The organism is Novosphingobium sp. TCA1 (assembly GCF_009811895.1).
Lineage (GTDB): Bacteria > Pseudomonadota > Alphaproteobacteria > Sphingomonadales > Sphingomonadaceae > Novosphingobium > Novosphingobium panipatense_A.
The window spans coordinates 252,010-267,737 of record NZ_BLJH01000003.1; the positions used below are offsets into that span (position 1 = coordinate 252,010).

A 15,728-nucleotide genomic window follows, 5' to 3' on the forward strand; every position below is an offset into this window, starting at 1 on the left:
CGGTGGGGCAGGTCGCTCTCCGCCCTCAACCCTTGCGCAAGCGCCCGATCGCCGCGCGGACTTCGCGTTCGCCGTAAGGCTTGGTCACGACCGGAACCCCCTTGAACGCACCGGAAACGAGCGCGCGTTCGCCGTAGCCGCTGGCGAAGATGAAAGGCACGCCGCGCTCCAGCAGCGCTTGCGCCACCGGTTCGCTGGTGTCCTTGCCGAGATTGACGTCGAGCATGGCAAAAGACACGCCGCCGCCGTCGACCACTTCCATGGCCGAATGGACCGATCCCACGATCCGGCAGTCGTTGAAGCCCAGGCCGCGCAGGACGTCTTCGACTTCCATGGCGATGATCACGTTGTCCTCGACGATCAGCGCGATCCCGTCCTGAAGCGTGCCCGCCAGATCGGCGGCTTCGGGCACCTCGGCGGTGGGCCTATGTTCGGAGGGGCTGGGCGTCTCGAAGCTGGCGATGTGATCCGCCGGTAGCAGGAACAGCGCCTTGAGGCCTTCGCTGGGGAAGACCACCGAGGCGGAACCGCCCAGTTCGTGCGGAATGGTGCGTTCGATGATGGTGGAGCCGAAGCCGCGCCGGGTCGGCGGCTTGACGGTCGGGCCGTCCGCCTCGCGCCAGTCGATCTCCAGCGAGCCGTCGTCTCCGCGATCGAGCGTGATGGTCACCGTTCCGCGCGAGTCCGAGAGGGCGCCGTACTTGCAGGAATTGGTCATCAGCTCGTGGAACACCAACGCCAGCGTGGTGAAGGCGCTGGGCGCCACGAGCGCGTCGGGGCCGTCGATCACCACGCGGTCGGCACTGTCGCTGGCATAGGCGGCGGCTTCGGTGCGGATCAGGTCGTAGAGCGAGGAGGGCGTCCAGTCCTTCTGCGTCACCTGGTCGTGCGCGCGTGCGAGGGCGTGGATGCGGCTGCCGACGATCTCCGCGAAATCGTCGATCGTGGCGGCGCCTTCCTTGCTCTGGGTGACGAGGCCGCGGATCAGGTTGAGAATGTTGCGCACGCGGTGATTGAGTTCCGCGATCAGCATGTCCTGCTGGCGGGTCGCCTGCTCGCGCTCGACATGGGCGGCATCGGCCAGGCGCAGCACCACTTCGAGCAAGGTGACGCGCAGCGCATCGGCGGCAAGCGTCTCTTCCTCGGTCCAGGGGCGGGACTGGCCGCGCCGTTCTTCCTTCCAGATCTCGAAGCTCTTGCGCGGGGTAAGCCGCGCGCCGTTGGGGCCGAGTTCGATCGCCTTTTCGGGATTGCCTGCCCAGCTCACCTCGCGCACCTGCTCGCGGCGGAACAGCACGATATAGTCGCGCGGGGTGCGGCTGACGGGCAGGGCGAGCAGACCGGCGGCGCGGTCCGCCCATTCCTGCGCGGGCGAGAAGACCGCACCGATCGCATCGGTGGACCACACGGTGCTGGCGCCCGCAGTATTGAGGAACCGCGCCAGTTCGGAAAACTGCGCTTCGGCGGGGGTATGTCCGTGGCTGACGAAGCGCCCGTCCACCCAGCCGATGATGCCGTCGAACGGGATCACCCGGCCGATCGATTCCGAGAAATCCTCGAAGGCTTCCAGCAGCGATCCACCGGCAGCCACGCGCGACATCATCTCGTCATGGAGACGCATCGAGGCGGCGCGCAACTCCAGCGCGAAATCGGTTTCCTTCTGCTCCAGCAGATAGGCGAAGAACTCGCCGAACAGTTCGCTGGCCGTGCGCACCGAATAGGACAGCGTCAGCGGCGAATAGTGATGGCAGGCGAGCAGGCCCCAGAGCTTGCCGCGCCGCATGATCGAGACCGACATCGATGCCTTCACGCCCATGTTGCGCAGATATTCTATATGGATCGGAGAGACCGCGCGCAGGCCCGACATCGACAGGTCCAGCGGATCGCCGTTGGGGTCGGTCGCCGGGTGGATCGGCACGGTGGGATCGTCCACGTCGCTGATGATGCGCAGCAGGTTGCGGGTATAGAGGCGGCGGGCCTGGGCGGGAATGTCGGAAGCCGGGAAATGCTGGCCCTTGAAGCTGTCGACCATGCCGTTGAGGCTTTCGGCGATCACTTCGCCCGCGCCGTCGTTGTCGAAGCGGTAGACCATGACCCGGTCGAACCCGGTCAGCCCGCGCAAGTGGCGCGCGGCGCTGGTGCAGAGCTGCTCGATCGAGGTGGACTGGCGCAGCCGGTCGATCATCGGGCGCACATAGCTCACGAAATCGCGGCGGCGGCCGCCTTCGTGGGGCTCGATCTCCAGCACGTAGGAGCGGCCCGAGACGTGGACGGCCATGTCGAACAGCCGCCCGTCGCCGCGCAAGTCCACTTCGAAGATCCGCTCCACCGTGCTGGCGCCGCCCAGCACCTGCAGGCGCGTGCGGATGTCGTGCATGGCGTCGGGAGACAGGAACTGCATGGCGGGCAGGCCCACCATGTCGCGCGGGGACGCGCCGAACAGGTCCTCGCAGTTCACCGAGACGTGGTTGATGATCCAGTCGCTGGAGAACGAGAGCAGCCAGCCGAAGCTCTGGATCCGGCCGATGACGTGGATCGGTTCGAGATCGCAGGTGCTCAGATCCACCGTGTGCATGGCGTCAGCCACGGGCGCCGCCGTGCCACCGAGGCGCCGCAGCGTCACCTGCCCGCAATGACGCCTCCAATTCCAGCCGCAATTCCAGAAGCAGGTCGGCGGGGCGGGCTGTCATGTCCTCGGTCTGCATTCGGGATTCGCCTTGAAAAGTAGTATCTGCAAGCAGTTGGCAAACGGGGGAGAAGCGCGCGCAACCGCGCACGAGCCCCCGCTTAGGGCATTCCAACGCGGGCGAAAGAGAAATGTTCCTCAGGAACGTAGCGGCCTCTCCGCCCCCCGTCTGTTCATTTCTGTACACTTGTCGCGGGAACCCTCGGCGGCCTGCCGCATTGTCTGCCTTGCGGCGCGGCATCCGGCGCGCATGCAAGGTGATCGATCTATCAGGGAGCCGGTGAAAAATGGCGTCACATGCGAGCCAAGAGCAAAGCGATCTCCTGGCGGCGCTGCGGCCCACTGACTTCGCCCGCCTGGAGCCGCACCTTTCCGAAGTGGCGATGCGCGCGGGCGACGTGATCTACCGGCCGGGCGACACCGTGGAATATTGCTATCTACCGCGCGGTGCCTCGGTCTGCTCCTACTTCGTGGAACTGGACAGCGGCATGTCGGTGGAAACGATCCTGGTCGGCCGCGAAGGCGCGCTGGGCGGGGTGGTGAGCCATGGCAGCCTGCCGGCCTATGCGCGTGCCAGCGTGCTGCACGGCGGCCTGTTCTGGCGCGTTCCCACGCGGCAGATGGACGAGGTGAAGAGCGCCTCGCCCTCGGTGGCGAACCTCTTCGCGCGCTATGCCGATTGCATGATGGCGCAAGTGTTCCAGTCGATCGCCTGCAATGCGGTTCACACCATCGAGGAACGCGCCGCCAAGTGGCTGATCGCCGCGATCGACAGGATCGGCCGCAACGACGTGACGATGACCCAGGAGCAGCTCGCATCGATGATGGGCATCGGCCGCAGCTATGCCAGCCGCGTGCTCCAGCGCTTCAAGCGCGAGGGGCTGGTGCGCACCCGGCGCGGCGGCATCAGCATCTCGGACCGGGAGGCCCTGCGCGGCAAGGCCTGTTCCTGCAACGAGCATGTCGCCGCCCATTTTTCCAAGGTGCTGGCCGGCGTCTATCCGGGCGATCCGCAATAATCTCTCGATCATGACATCCATTGTGGTTTCGATGTCGTGAAATCGACATCGAAATGACATCGATATTGCGCTCAATTGACATGAAGCGCCCCTAGCAACGCCCCTGCGAATGTCGAAAGAACAGGGGCATCAACCATGACTGACAGGCTTCCCGCCAACGGCTATACCGACGGCGACGTCGATACCAATCCCACCAACGAGCGCTCGCTCGAAAGCATGGCGGCAGAGCGCTACTCGCGCCGCCAGGCCCTGTTCCGCGGAGCAGGCGCCACCACCATGGCCTTCATGGGCACGGCGCTGCTTGCCGCTTGCGGCGACGACGACAACGAGAACAGCGTCTCCGTCAGCGCCGGGGCCAATGCCGCCACCAGCGCGGGCCGCGTCGTCACGCTGACGGGCAGCCCCGAGAACGGCTATGCCGGTTACAGCACGGCCTGGGCGCAGACTTCGGGCACCACGGTCGAACTGACCGGCTCCGGCTCCACCGTCAGCTTCATCGCCCCTGCCGTCAGCGCGGCGACCGACCTGGTCTTCACTTTCTCGGCCACCAGCGTCACCGGCGAAATGCGCGCCGCCACCACGACCGTGCGGGTCTCGCCGGGCGTGCTCGGCTTCACCGCCGTCGCCCACAGCCTTGCGGACGTGGTGAAGGTTCCCACCGGCTATTCGGTGACGATCATGACCCGTCTGGGCGATCCGCTCGCTACCGGCGTCTCCGCCTATGCGAACGACGGCACGGACGGCAACTTTGCCCAGCGCATCGGCGACCACGGCGACGGGCTGCATTTCTTCGGTCTCGCAGCCGCGGGCGGCCGTGACGACAACAGCTCCACGCGCGGGCTCATGGTGCAGAACCACGAGAACCTGAACGTCCAGTACCTTCATCCGAACGGCCCGACCAACGTCTCCACCGGCCCGCGTCCCGCGGCAGAGGCCATCAAGGAGATCGAGGCGCACGGCGTTTCGGTGTCGGAATACGTGGATGCGGGCAGCCGCAAGTGGTCCTATGTGCCCACCAGCACCTACAACCGCCGCATCACCCCGAACACGCCGATGAGCTTCCACGGTCCGGCCGCCGGTTCGGCGATGCTCGTGACGGCCTATTCCACCAACGGCACGGCCGGTCGCGGCACGATCAACAACTGCGCCAACGGCATGACCCCCTGGGCCACCAACCTCACCTGCGAGGAAAACTGGGCCGGTTACTTCCGCCGCGACACGGCCGACGATGCCAAGCGCAGCGTCCGCGAGATGACTTCGCTCGCGCGCTTCGGCGTGACCAGCCGTACCGGCAACTATGCCTGGTCCTTCGCGGACTCCACCGATTCGCTCTACACCAAGTGGAACGCCACGATCACCGGCGCCACGGCGGCGGAAGACTATCGCAACGAGCCGAACCAGTACGGCTGGGTGGTCGAGATCGATCCCTACGATCCGGCTTCCACGCCGCGCAAGCGCACGGCGCTGGGCCGCTGCGGCCATGAAGGCGCCTTCGTGCGCGCCGTGAACGGCCAGAAGCTGGGCGTCTACATGGGCGACGATTCGCGCCGCGAATACCTCTACAAGTTCGTGTCCTCGGCTACTTATGCCGCTGCCGACGCGGCCAGCACCAGCCGTCTGGCCATGGGCGACAAGTACCTCGACACCGGCACGCTCTATGTGGCGAAGTTTAACGCCGACGGCAGCGGTCAGTGGCTGCCGCTGGTGTTCGGGCAGGTGCCGAACCGTCCGGCCGCAGGCACGACGCCGGAATATGTCTTCGCCGACCAGGCCGACATCCTCGTCAACACCCGCCTTGCCGCCGACGCGGTGGGCGCGACGCCGATGGACCGCCCGGAATGGACGGCGGGCAATCCGGTGACCGGCGAGATCTATCTCACGCTCACCAACAACAATGCCGCCGGACGCCCGCTGACCGGGACCGATGCCGCCAACCCGCGTCACTACAACGACCCGAAGGGCGCCTCGAATTCGGCCCAGTACGGCAACCCCAACGGCCACATCGTCCGCCTGCGCGAAGACGGCGACACCACTGCCGCCACGACCTTCAAGTGGGACATCTACCTGTTCGGCGCGGATGCCACCGACGCCGGTGCCAATGTCAACGTCTCGGGCCTGACGGTCGACAACGACTTCTCCAGCCCGGACGGCGCCTACTTCTCGCGCAGCACCAATGCGGCAGGGCAGTTCAACCCGGTGCTCTGGATCGAGACCGACGACGGCGCCCTGACCGACCGCACCAACTGCATGCTGCTGGCCGCGATCCCCGGCCGCGTCGGGGACGGCGGTGCCAAGACGATCACCAATACCGGCTCGAACGGCGCCACCGCCACCCAGGCTACCGTGGTCGGCGCGCCGGCAACGGCAGCCAACTTGCGCCGCTTCCTGGTCGGCCCGGTCCAGTGCGAGATCACCGGCATCGACTCGACCCCGGACGGCCGCACGCTGTTCGTCGGCATCCAGCACCCCGGCGAGGACGGCACCCCTGCCGCGCCGTCGAGCCACTGGCCCGACAGCCAGGCCGGTACGCCCGGCGCCACCGTGCGCCCGCGCTCGGCGGTGATCGCGATCACCAAGGATGACGGCGGCGTCATCGCGCTCTGATCGCCAGACCAGTCCATACGGGAAGGGCGCGCCTGCGGGTGCGCCCTTTTCCATTTGTATCGCAGGGGCGTTGCGCCGACCCCGCACTGCGGCTGGAAACCACTTTGCCAATGGCTTAATGAACAGTCCTGTTGATAACAGGAGAGGCCACGTGAAAGAGACGGGCACCAAGACGGCCACGCTGACAGCCAGGGACATGGACGAGGAACGCCTCGCCACTTATCCCACCACCGCCTTCCTCTCGAAGGACTACCTTCAGGCGGAAAAGAAGCTGCTCTGGCCCAAGGTCTGGCAGATGGTGGAGCGCGAGAGCGACCTGCCCAATCCCGGCGACTGGATGACCTACGACGTCGCCGACGAATCGATCATCGTGCTGCGGGGGGATGATGGCACGCTGAAGGCCTTCCACAACGTCTGCCCGCATCGCGGCCGCCAGCTCGTCTCGGTGCCCGCCATGCTGCCCGGCAAAGTCCACGATGTGCGCGGCAACAATCGCCGCAATTTCATCTGCGGCTTCCACGGCTGGACTTTCGACCTGGACGGGAACAACACCTACATCCTCGACCCGCAGGACTGGCACAACAAGCTGACGCCCGAGATGACCTGCCTGTCGGACGTGCAGGTCGATACCTGGGGCGGCTACATCTACATCTCGATGGACCCCGATGCGGTGCCGCTGAAGGAATGGATGGGCCGCGCGGGCGAGATCCTCGATCACTTCGACCTTGCGGGCATGCACTACAAGTGGCGCCAATGGGCGATCTACGACTGCAATTGGAAGACCGCGATCGAGGCGTTTCTGGAGCCCTATCACGTCGCCGGGACGCATACGCAGCTCCTGGCCTATGGCGATTACTACGCGCTGTCGAAGCAGTACGGCCTTCACTCCGTCTCCAGCTACGACACCCGCGATGCCAAGTTCCAGATGAGCGAAAGCGCCGGCACCACCCGCGCCGGCAAGGGGGATGACGCCCGCGTCTCCACGTACGAACTGATCCGTGAGAACTACGAGACGGTGAACTATTCCGCCTCCACCGAAACGCTGGTCAACGCCGCCAGCCGTCTGGTGGACGAGCTTCCGGAAACCGCCACGCCGGGCGAGATCATCGCTCATTGGCTGAAAAGCGCCAAGGCCGACGATGCCGCGCGCGGGGTGGTCTGGCCGGAAGTCCCGCCGGAGATCAAGAAGGAGGGCGGCCTCGCCTGGGGCCTGTTCCCCAACCAGAACATCCTCCACGGCGAGACTTTCGCGCTCTGCTACCGCGTGCGCCCCTACGGCGACGACCCGGACAAGTGCATTTTCGAAAGCTACGCCCTCGAACGCTTCCCCGAAGGCGAAGCGCCGCAGACCGAATGGGTCTATGCCGATCCCATCGGCGAGAACTGGGGATCGGTGCTGGCACAGGACTTCTCGAACATGCAGTTCGTGCAGAAGGGCATGAAGTCGAGCGGTTTTCGCGGCCCGCTGCCCAATCCGCATCAGGAGCAGAAGGTCATCAATCTCCACCGCAACCTGGCGAACTTCATGGACGGCATGGGCGCGCCGAAGTTGCTGGATCTGGACTAACTCCGGCGGATCACGCCGCGCTGCGCGCCGGGGCCTTCCACCGCGAGAGGTCCAGGCCGCAGATCGCCTCCAGCGTTTCCACGTCCCGCGCATAGAAGTCGCGCAGCTGCTCGCGCAGGCTCGGTGCCAGCGGCGGATAGTGCATTTCGCGGGCGAGCAGCGAGCGCATGTTCTCGAACACCGGCTTGCCGCGCAAGGGACGGATCGTCTGCTTCAGCGGCGCCAGCGCCTTGCGCAGCGACAGGGGCAGGATCGCGGAGCGGCTGCTGTTCTCCTGCGCGAGTGCCAGTTCCGGGCGGAACACCGGGGGCACGCCGATATGCCCGGACACGGCCTCGACGATGCGCCGGGGCTGCACCCGCACGTCGTCGTAGAGGTAGATCAGGATCTGCTCGCGCGGGAACAGGTCGTACCACCGCGCGAGATGGCGGGCGTAGAGGCCGTCCTGGAGGAAGCGCGGATGGGGATTGTCGGGCGAGCGGAGATAGTCCTCGGGCGGCCCTTTCACGGTGCCACGGCGGAAGAACATCTTGTAGTCGGAATAGGCGCGTTCCACCGGGTTGCGCAGTTGCAGCACCAGGCGGACTTGCGGCAGGGCGCGGGCGATGCGCTCGGCGGCCAGCGGATGGGCCAGGTAGTCGGCGGATTTTTCGCCCATCACGATCCGGCCTTGCGCGGCGTCCTGGGCGCGGTGTTCGAAGAATGCGCGGTACCAGTCCTCGCCGCGATCGAATTCGCTGCTGAAGTAGTGCGGCTCGGGGTCGGGCATATGGATCGCGGGATTGTCCTGGAGGCGTGCCTGTATCCAGGTCGTGGCCGCCTTGACGGCGCCGATCACGATGAAGCGGGGTTGCCAGTCGGGAGCCTTCATCGGGTAGTCGTCTCCGGCATCGTCTCGGGCATCGTCTCGCGCAGGGCCTCGGCCATGCGCAGCATGTCCCGCGTCTCCAGCGTATGGTCGACCGGGAACATCAGGGTCCGGCGGCCCAGCGCCACGGCATTCGCCAGCGTGCCGTCGCGGCGGACGGGCAGGCCGTGCAGCGCCTCTTCGCGGCTCATGTCGGGGCAGGAGCCGCTGCCTGCCGGAATGCCGCGCGCCAGCAGACCGGCCAGCACCTTGCGGCGGCGTTCCTCGACTTGCTCTTCGGGGCCGTCGAGGCGGGCATAGAACTTGTACCAGGCATGGCCGATATGTGCGGGCGGATCGGGCAGCAGCAGGCCGGGCACGCCGGCGAGTGCGCCGAGCAGCGTTTCGGCATTGCGGCGCCGGGCCGCCAGCCAGCGCGGCAGCTTGCCGAGCTGACAGCGGCCGAGCGCGGCCTGCATCTCGGTCATCCGGTAGTTGGAGCCGGGACCGTCGTGGATATAGCGGAAGGCGCCCGGCGTACCGCCTGCCGCGCCTTCGGTGACCTTGCGGTAGCTCTTGCCGTGGTCCTTGAAGGCCCAGCCGCGCAGCCATGCTTCGGGGTCGCGCAGCAGCAGCAGCCCGCCTTCGCCGCCGGTCGACATGATCTTGTCGGTGCAGAACGAGAACGACGATGCCGCGCCGAACGAGCCGACCTGCCGCCCCTTCCAGGTGGCGCCGTGGGCCTGGGCGCAGTCCTCGATCAGGGAAAGGCCGTGTTCGTCGCAGATCCGCCCGAGCGCATCCATGTCGCAGGGCCAGCCGGCCAGATGGACGCAGATCACTGCCTTCGTGGCGGGCGTCACCAGCCGCTCGACCGAGGCGGGATCGATGTTCTGGCTGACCGGATCGACATCGGCGAAGACCGGCAGTGCGCCTACCGCCAACACGCAGCTGGCCGTTGCGAAGAAGCTGCGGGCGGGCACGATCACTTCGTGTCCCGGCCCGACGCCGAGCGCGCGCAGCGCCACTTCCAGGGTGAGCGTGCCATTGGCGATGCAAAGACCGCTGGGGTACTGCCCCTCCGGCATGCCGACGAAGCGGGCGAATTCCGCCGCGAAGGCGCGGTTCTGCTCGCCGTGGACGAGTGCGTTGACCTTGCCGGAGCGCAGGACATGGGCGACGGCCTCGATCTCGTCAGGCTCGTGCCGGGGCCAGAGGCTGCGGACCGGCTCGGGAGGCGAAGAGGAGGCAGCGGGAAGGATTTCCAGCGTCGGGGAGGAATCCTCGACTGCGGGCGTACTGGCCAGATTCACGGATGCGTTCTCCTCAAGCCTTTACCGGTTCGCCGGTGCCGTGCGGATGGATCAGGCTCTGGTTCTCGATCACCTCGAAACCGGCGCTGCCGCTGGGAACCTTGACGAGCGTATGAGTGATCCGCCGTGCTTCGGTATGGTCGCCCAGCTCCACCGCACGGGCGAGGCGGTCGATGCTGCGCGAGATGAAGGGCAGGGGGATCGGTTTGGACTGGGCCTCGAAGATGCCCTTGATACCGGAGGGAAGCTGCTCCTCGCAGATGTCGAACAGCTCCTCATAGAGCTTCTCGCCGGGGCGCAGGCCGACGAATTCCACCGGCACGTCGATCTCCGGCTGGAGGCCGTAGAGGCGGATCATGCGGTAGGCGAGGTCGACGATGCGCACCGCCTTGCCCATGTCGAGCACGAAGATCGTGCCGCGCTGGGAATTCTGGCTGAGCGCTGCCGAACTGCTCTGCAGGATCAGCTGCACCGCCTCGCGCACGGTCATGAAGAAGCGTTCGATATCGGGATGGGTCACCGTCAGGGCGCGGCCTTCGCGCAGCTGGCGGTGGAACAGCGGAACGATCGAACCGCTCGATCCCAGTACGTTGCCGAAGCGCACGGTCATGAAGCGCGGGGCCTCGGGATCGTCGACGCCGCACATGTCGAGCGCCTGGCTGTAGAGTTCGCCCACGCGTTTGGTGGCGCCCATCATGCCCACCGGGTTCACCGCCTTGTCGGTGGAGACCTGGACCATGGCCTTGGCCGAATATTCGCAGACCGCGTCGGCGACGATCCGGGTGCCGAGGATATTGGTATGGACCCCGGCGCAAGGGCTGGCCTCGACGATGGGCACATGCTTGAGCGCGGCGGCATGGTAGACGATCACCGGCCGGTGGCGCTCGAACACCCGGCGCACTTCGTCGCGCTCGCGGATGTTGCACAGCTCGGGCTGGATATCGAGATCGGGGTACTGCTCGCGCAGCTTCATCTCGATCGCGTAGAGGTGGTACTCGCTGTGCTCCACCAGCACCAGGCGCGAGGGGCGGAAGCTGGCGAGCTGCCAGCACAGTTCGCCGCCGATCGTGCCGCCGGCGCCGGTCACCAGCACGCACTTGCCGGAAATCTGGCTGGTGACCTGCTCGCCTTCCAGCGTGAATTCGTTGCGGCCGAGCAGGTCCTTCACGGAAAGCTCGTCCGGCGATGCGCCGTGGTTGCGCTGGAGGATATGGCTCCAGCCGTCGCGGATGCGCGAGAGTTCGAGGCCGAGATTGCGCGCGCGCGAGGTAAGGCGCGCCATCTCGCGGTTGGAAAGGTCGGTGCCGTCGTCGCAGGCGATCACCAGTGAGGGGCGGCGGCCCTGAAGCTCCAAGGTCTCGACCGCATGGGCCAGATCGTCGTGGCTGCCCAGCACGGGCACGCTGGCGATCTGTTGCAGGGTGTCGTTGTCGGCGGGCAGCAGGATACCGGTGACGAAGAAGCTGGGCGTGGTCTCGCGCTTGAGCATCTCGATGATCGAGAGCACCCAGTCGGGCGAGCCGACCAGCAGGGCGCCGCGCAGGTTCTTGCTGTCGACATGGGCGGGCAGCGCCTTGGCGGTATGGGTCAGTTTTTCACGCAGGGCGCGGCGGGCGCCGCGCACGAAGAACAGCGCGGTCATCGCGAAGAGCCACTGGGCCAGCGCGATTTCCATCAGCTGGCCGCGCTCGGCGCGAACGCCCGGCACGATCAGGATCGCCACCCAGGCCAGTGCGAAGGCGGGCAGGGTCAGCATGGCCAGCTGGATCGCATGGGAAAAGCTGAAGTAACGCCAAGACCGGCGATAGATGCCCGCCGTGTAGAACACCCCGATCACCACCAATGCGAAGGAGAGGATCGCGCCGAGATGCCCGTCGGACTTGGGAAAGCCCGTCTTGCCGATCAGTTCGAACGCCAGCGCCAGGGTCAGCGACAGGACCAGGAAGTCGATCGTCATCAGCACGGTGTTGCGGAACGTGCGCCGCAGGCTGAACTGGGACACCGAAGAACGCGAACGCGCGTTTGACGAACCGAACTTGCGTACCTTGAGGAACCTGTTCGCGGTGCCGACGGACATCGTGGCACTGCCTCCTGTAGCGGTATGACTCATCGCGTCGACCTTCTCAGCTGTTCGGGTCCGGTGCCGCAGCGCGGTGTCCTTCAGTCCCATTTTTCCCGGAACGCAGTTCCGCCGAGCCTGCCTTCATTTCCCTGGCCTTTTCGGCTCCGGCTCTTCCGCCCTGCCTTTTCGGGAGGGCATTTCCGGGGCTTTTTCGGGACCGGCAACAATGCTCGAAGGGCCGCATCCGACCTTCTTGTTCATGATCTATTGACCATTTCCGGCCCGCGCACTTGTGCATGAAGCCATCAACCGTAATTGCCGATACTCTTGCGAATAGGTCGCGGTTTCGACTGTCGGACAGGGCGCTGATCCAAAGGGAGCGGGCTTCGCCGTGCTGCCCCATCCCTTAATCGCCGCCGTTTATCTCGAAGGGCTATCAGCCGATTAGTCGCTTGCGATCAGCGGTTCGAGGGCCATCATTCAGGGCGACAAGGGATGGGGGCACTCACGCGGGGGCGTGGTGGCGGCCTCACGGCACCATCCGTCAGCCTGGGGCTCGATTACGCATGAAGATACTCGTCCTGTCCAGTCTGGCCTATTCGCTCACCAATTTCCGGGGCGCGCTGCTCCGGGAATTGAAGGCGAACGGGCATGAGGTCGTCGCCGTGGCGCCAGACAGCAACCCCGCCGTGGAGAGGGACCTCGCCGCCTGGGGCATCGGCCTGCGCATCGTGCCCATGGCGCGCACCGGCACCAATCCTGCGAAGGATGCGGCGCTGCTCTCCGCCTACGTGCGGCTGATGATGGCGGAGAAGCCGGATCTCGTGCTGGCCTATACGCAGAAGCCGATAATCTACGGCGGCATCGCCGCGCGCATGCTCTGCGTGCCGCGCTTCTTCGCGCTGATGTCGGGCCTCGGCTACGTGTTCAGCGAGGACAGCGGCGCCCGCAAGGGCCTGCGCTGGGTAGTGACCCGGCTCTATCGCGAGGCGGTGCGCCGCGCGCGCGGGGTCTTCGTGTTCAATGCCGACGACCGGCAGGACATGATCGACCTGGGCATCGTCACCCCGCGCCAGAACGTGGTGCAGGTGCCGGGATCGGGCATCGACCTCGAACGCTTCCGCCTCGAACCGCTGCCGCGGGGCCGCCTGCGGTTCCTGCTGGTGGGCCGCCTCATGCGCGACAAGGGCATCTACGAATTCCTGGAGGCCGCGCGTCAGCTCAAGCTCGACCACCCGGAGGTGGAGTTCTGCGTGCTGGGCCATTACGAGCGCGACAATCCCACCGGGATCGACGAAGTGGAATGCGCCCGGCTGGCGCGCCAGTACCCGGTCCAGTTCATCCCCGGCACCAGCGACGTGCGCCCCTATCTGGCGAGCTGCTCGGTCTTCGTGCTGCCGTCCTATTACCGCGAGGGGCTGCCCCGCACGATCCTCGAAGCCATGGCGACCGGGCGTCCGGTCATCACCACCGACATGCCGGGCTGCCGCGAGCCGATCATCGAGGGCGAGAACGGCTTCCTCGTCGCCCCGCGCGATGCCGCCGCGCTCAAGGCGGCCATGCAGCGCTTCATAGAGGCGCCCGCGCTGGTCACCAGCATGGCCGCCCGCTCGCGCGACCTAGCCGAGAAGATCTACGACGTGCGCAAGGTGAACCACCAGTTGCTCGACGAGATGGACCTCCTGCGCGAACCCTGGAACGAGCCGGCGACGGTCCGCGCGGCCTCCGGCGACGATCTTCCGCCCGAAACGATGGGCCCCGGAACCAAGGGCCCCGAAACGACAGGGCCGCATCTGCAAGGGCTTGGCTCCGCAGCGGGCGGAGGGCCGTCGCGGGCCGTCGCGGGTTAAAGGCGATGCGGGCTGTCGTGATCGGTGCCGTCGGGAGCACCCAGGTTCTTGTCGAGGAACTGGCGGAGGCGCCGGGCTGGGAGCTTACCCTGGTGGGAACGCTCCCGCCCGAACTGCACGCCCGCCACTCTGACCTCGTGGACATGGCGCCTTTCGCGCGGAAGGCTGGCGCGCGGCTGGCCCATATCGCTCGCAGCAACGATCCCGAAGTGCTCGAACTGGTCCGCGCGGAGCGACCGGACTATGTCTTCGTGGTCGGCTGGTCGCAGATCGTCGGCCCCGAATTCCTGTCGATCGCCGCGAAAGGCGCGATCGGCTATCATCCCGCGCCCTTGCCGCGCCTGCGGGGAAGGGCGGCGATCCCCTGGACGATCCTGCTGGACGAGCCGATCTCGGCCTCCAGCCTGTTCTGGATCGCGGAAGGCACCGACGACGGCGACATCCTGGCGCAGCACTATTTCCACCTCGCCCGCGACGAGACCGCGCAAGGGCTCTACGACAAGCACATGGATGCATTGCGCGCGATGCTGAAGGACGCGCTGCCCCGGCTGGCGGCGGGCGAGCAGCCACGCCGGGTACAGGACGAACGCTATGCGACCTGGGCGACCAAACGCACCCCCGCCGACGGCCTGATCGACTGGCGCGATCCGGCCTCTGCGATCGACCGGCTGGTCCGCGCGGTGGGGCGGCCCTATCCGGGGGCCTTCACCCATGTTTCCGGGCGCAGGCTGACCGTCTGGGCGACCCGCCCGGTGGGCGGCGCCGACCGGCATCACGCCATTCCCGGACAAGTCATGGCCAGCCGCGAGGGCGTTCTGACGGTGCAGACCGGCGAGGGCCTGCTCGAACTGACCGACTGGGAAATGGCCGAGGGCAAGCCTCCGCCCCTGCATGCCGTGCTGAAAGGATAGCGCTTGGCTCTCGAACACTACGGAAAGGTCCTCGTCGTCGCGCCGCATCCCGATGACGAGATTCTCGGTTGCGGCGGCACGATGGCGCGCATGGCGGCTGCGGGAATGGACGTGCAGGTGGTGGTCGTCACCAGCGGGCGGCCTCCGGCCTTTTCCGAGGACGGGGTGGCGCGCGTCCAAGCCGAGATGCGCCGCGCCCATGCCCATATCGGCGTGCGCCAGGTGCATATGCTCGATTTCCCGGCGGCCTCGCTGGATATCGTGCCCGCAGCGGAGCTTAACGCGGCGCTGGGCAGGGTGGTCCGCGAGGTCAGGCCGGACACGCTGTTCGTGCCGTTTCTCGGCGATATCCACCAGGATCACCAACTGGCCTTCCTTGCCGCGATGGTGGCGGCCCGGCCGCGCGACCGCACCGTGCCGACGCGGATACTCGCCTACGAGACGCTGTCGGAAACCAACTGGTACGCCGCGCCGCTCACGCCGCCCTTCGTGCCGAACGTCCACATCGACATCGCCGCCACGCTGCAACGCAAGCTCGATGCCTTCGCGATGTTCGAAAGCCAGGTCCGCGACTTTCCCGACGAACGCTCGCTGATCACCATCGAGGCCCTGGCCCGCCTGCGCGGCTCGACGGTCTTTTCCGAAGCCGCCGAAGGCTTCGTTCTGGTGCGCGCGATCGAGCGCTGAGTATTTGTTTGAAAAATGCCTGAAGGGCATTTTTGAGCGGCACCGGCCCTCTCCCGTCCCGAAGAACACGAAAAGGTCCGGGGGACCTTTTCGCTGAGGGGGCCGACCTCTCACGAGTGTATCCTGATGGGAGGTCGGGTGGGGAGAGGGCCGGTGCCGCCAAAATCCGCCTGCGGCGGATT

The 15,728-nt window shown here is 66.6% G+C and carries 10 protein-coding genes; 6 read left to right on the forward strand and 4 right to left on the reverse strand.

All coding sequences use genetic code 11. The features are described from left to right. Window positions 1-25: 25 nt before the first annotated feature. The gene (locus NTCA1_RS06420; RefSeq protein WP_374705166.1) at window positions 26-2,575 is read right to left on the reverse strand and encodes an HWE histidine kinase domain-containing protein; all 2,550 of its coding nucleotides are present in this window, start codon (window positions 2,573-2,575) and stop codon (window positions 26-28) included. 398 nt (window positions 2,576-2,973) lie between these two features. Between NTCA1_RS06420 and NTCA1_RS06425 the strand changes: the two genes are divergently transcribed. The 3 genes from NTCA1_RS06425 to NTCA1_RS06435 all read left to right on the forward strand — a co-directional run bounded on the left by NTCA1_RS06425 (window position 2,974) and on the right by NTCA1_RS06435 (window position 7,876). Beyond that, the gene (locus NTCA1_RS06425; protein ID WP_159829394.1) at window positions 2,974-3,705 is read left to right on the forward strand and encodes a Crp/Fnr family transcriptional regulator; all 732 of its coding nucleotides are present in this window, start codon (window positions 2,974-2,976) and stop codon (window positions 3,703-3,705) included. Window positions 3,706-3,840: 135 nt separating this feature from the next. Further along, a complete protein-coding gene (locus NTCA1_RS06430; protein WP_159829396.1) occupies window positions 3,841-6,309 on the forward strand; it encodes a PhoX family phosphatase in 2,469 nt (822 codons plus the stop codon). A 196-nt stretch (window positions 6,310-6,505) separates the two neighbouring features. After that, window positions 6,506-7,876 carry an SRPBCC family protein gene (locus tag NTCA1_RS06435; protein ID WP_159829490.1) on the forward strand — a complete coding sequence of 457 codons (1,371 nt, stop codon included), beginning with the start codon at window positions 6,506-6,508 and terminating at the stop codon, window positions 7,874-7,876. A gap of 10 nt (window positions 7,877-7,886) precedes the next feature. On the opposite strand, the gene NTCA1_RS06440 is transcribed toward NTCA1_RS06435, so the two are convergent. Genes NTCA1_RS06440 through NTCA1_RS06450 form a run of 3 tightly spaced genes read right to left on the reverse strand, consistent with a single transcriptional unit; the run spans window position 7,887 to window position 12,113 of the window. After that, window positions 7,887-8,747, reverse strand: coding sequence for a sulfotransferase (locus NTCA1_RS06440; protein ID WP_159829398.1), 861 nt, complete (start codon window positions 8,745-8,747; stop codon window positions 7,887-7,889). After that, window positions 8,744-10,036, reverse strand: a complete 1,293-nt coding sequence (locus NTCA1_RS06445) for a DegT/DnrJ/EryC1/StrS aminotransferase family protein (RefSeq protein WP_236549128.1) — start codon at window positions 10,034-10,036, stop codon at window positions 8,744-8,746. Before NTCA1_RS06445 ends, NTCA1_RS06440 begins: the two co-directional genes overlap by 4 nt. A gap of 13 nt (window positions 10,037-10,049) precedes the next feature. Beyond that, the gene (locus tag NTCA1_RS06450; RefSeq protein ID WP_159829400.1) at window positions 10,050-12,113 is read right to left on the reverse strand and encodes a nucleoside-diphosphate sugar epimerase/dehydratase; all 2,064 of its coding nucleotides are present in this window, start codon (window positions 12,111-12,113) and stop codon (window positions 10,050-10,052) included. Window positions 12,114-12,664: 551 nt separating this feature from the next. Between NTCA1_RS06450 and NTCA1_RS06455 the strand changes: the two genes are divergently transcribed. Genes NTCA1_RS06455 through NTCA1_RS06465 form a run of 3 tightly spaced genes read left to right on the forward strand, consistent with a single transcriptional unit; the run spans window position 12,665 to window position 15,546 of the window. Beyond that, window positions 12,665-13,948, forward strand: a complete 1,284-nt coding sequence (locus tag NTCA1_RS06455) for a glycosyltransferase family 4 protein (RefSeq protein WP_086491736.1) — start codon at window positions 12,665-12,667, stop codon at window positions 13,946-13,948. 17 nt (window positions 13,949-13,965) lie between these two features. Beyond that, window positions 13,966-14,859 (forward strand): methionyl-tRNA formyltransferase, encoded by an 894-nt coding sequence (locus tag NTCA1_RS06460; RefSeq protein ID WP_236549129.1) that lies wholly within the window; start codon window positions 13,966-13,968, stop codon window positions 14,857-14,859. A 3-nt stretch (window positions 14,860-14,862) separates the two neighbouring features. Continuing rightward, the gene (locus tag NTCA1_RS06465) at window positions 14,863-15,546 is read left to right on the forward strand and encodes a PIG-L deacetylase family protein (protein WP_086491734.1); all 684 of its coding nucleotides are present in this window, start codon (window positions 14,863-14,865) and stop codon (window positions 15,544-15,546) included. Window positions 15,547-15,728: the final 182 nt, after the last annotated feature.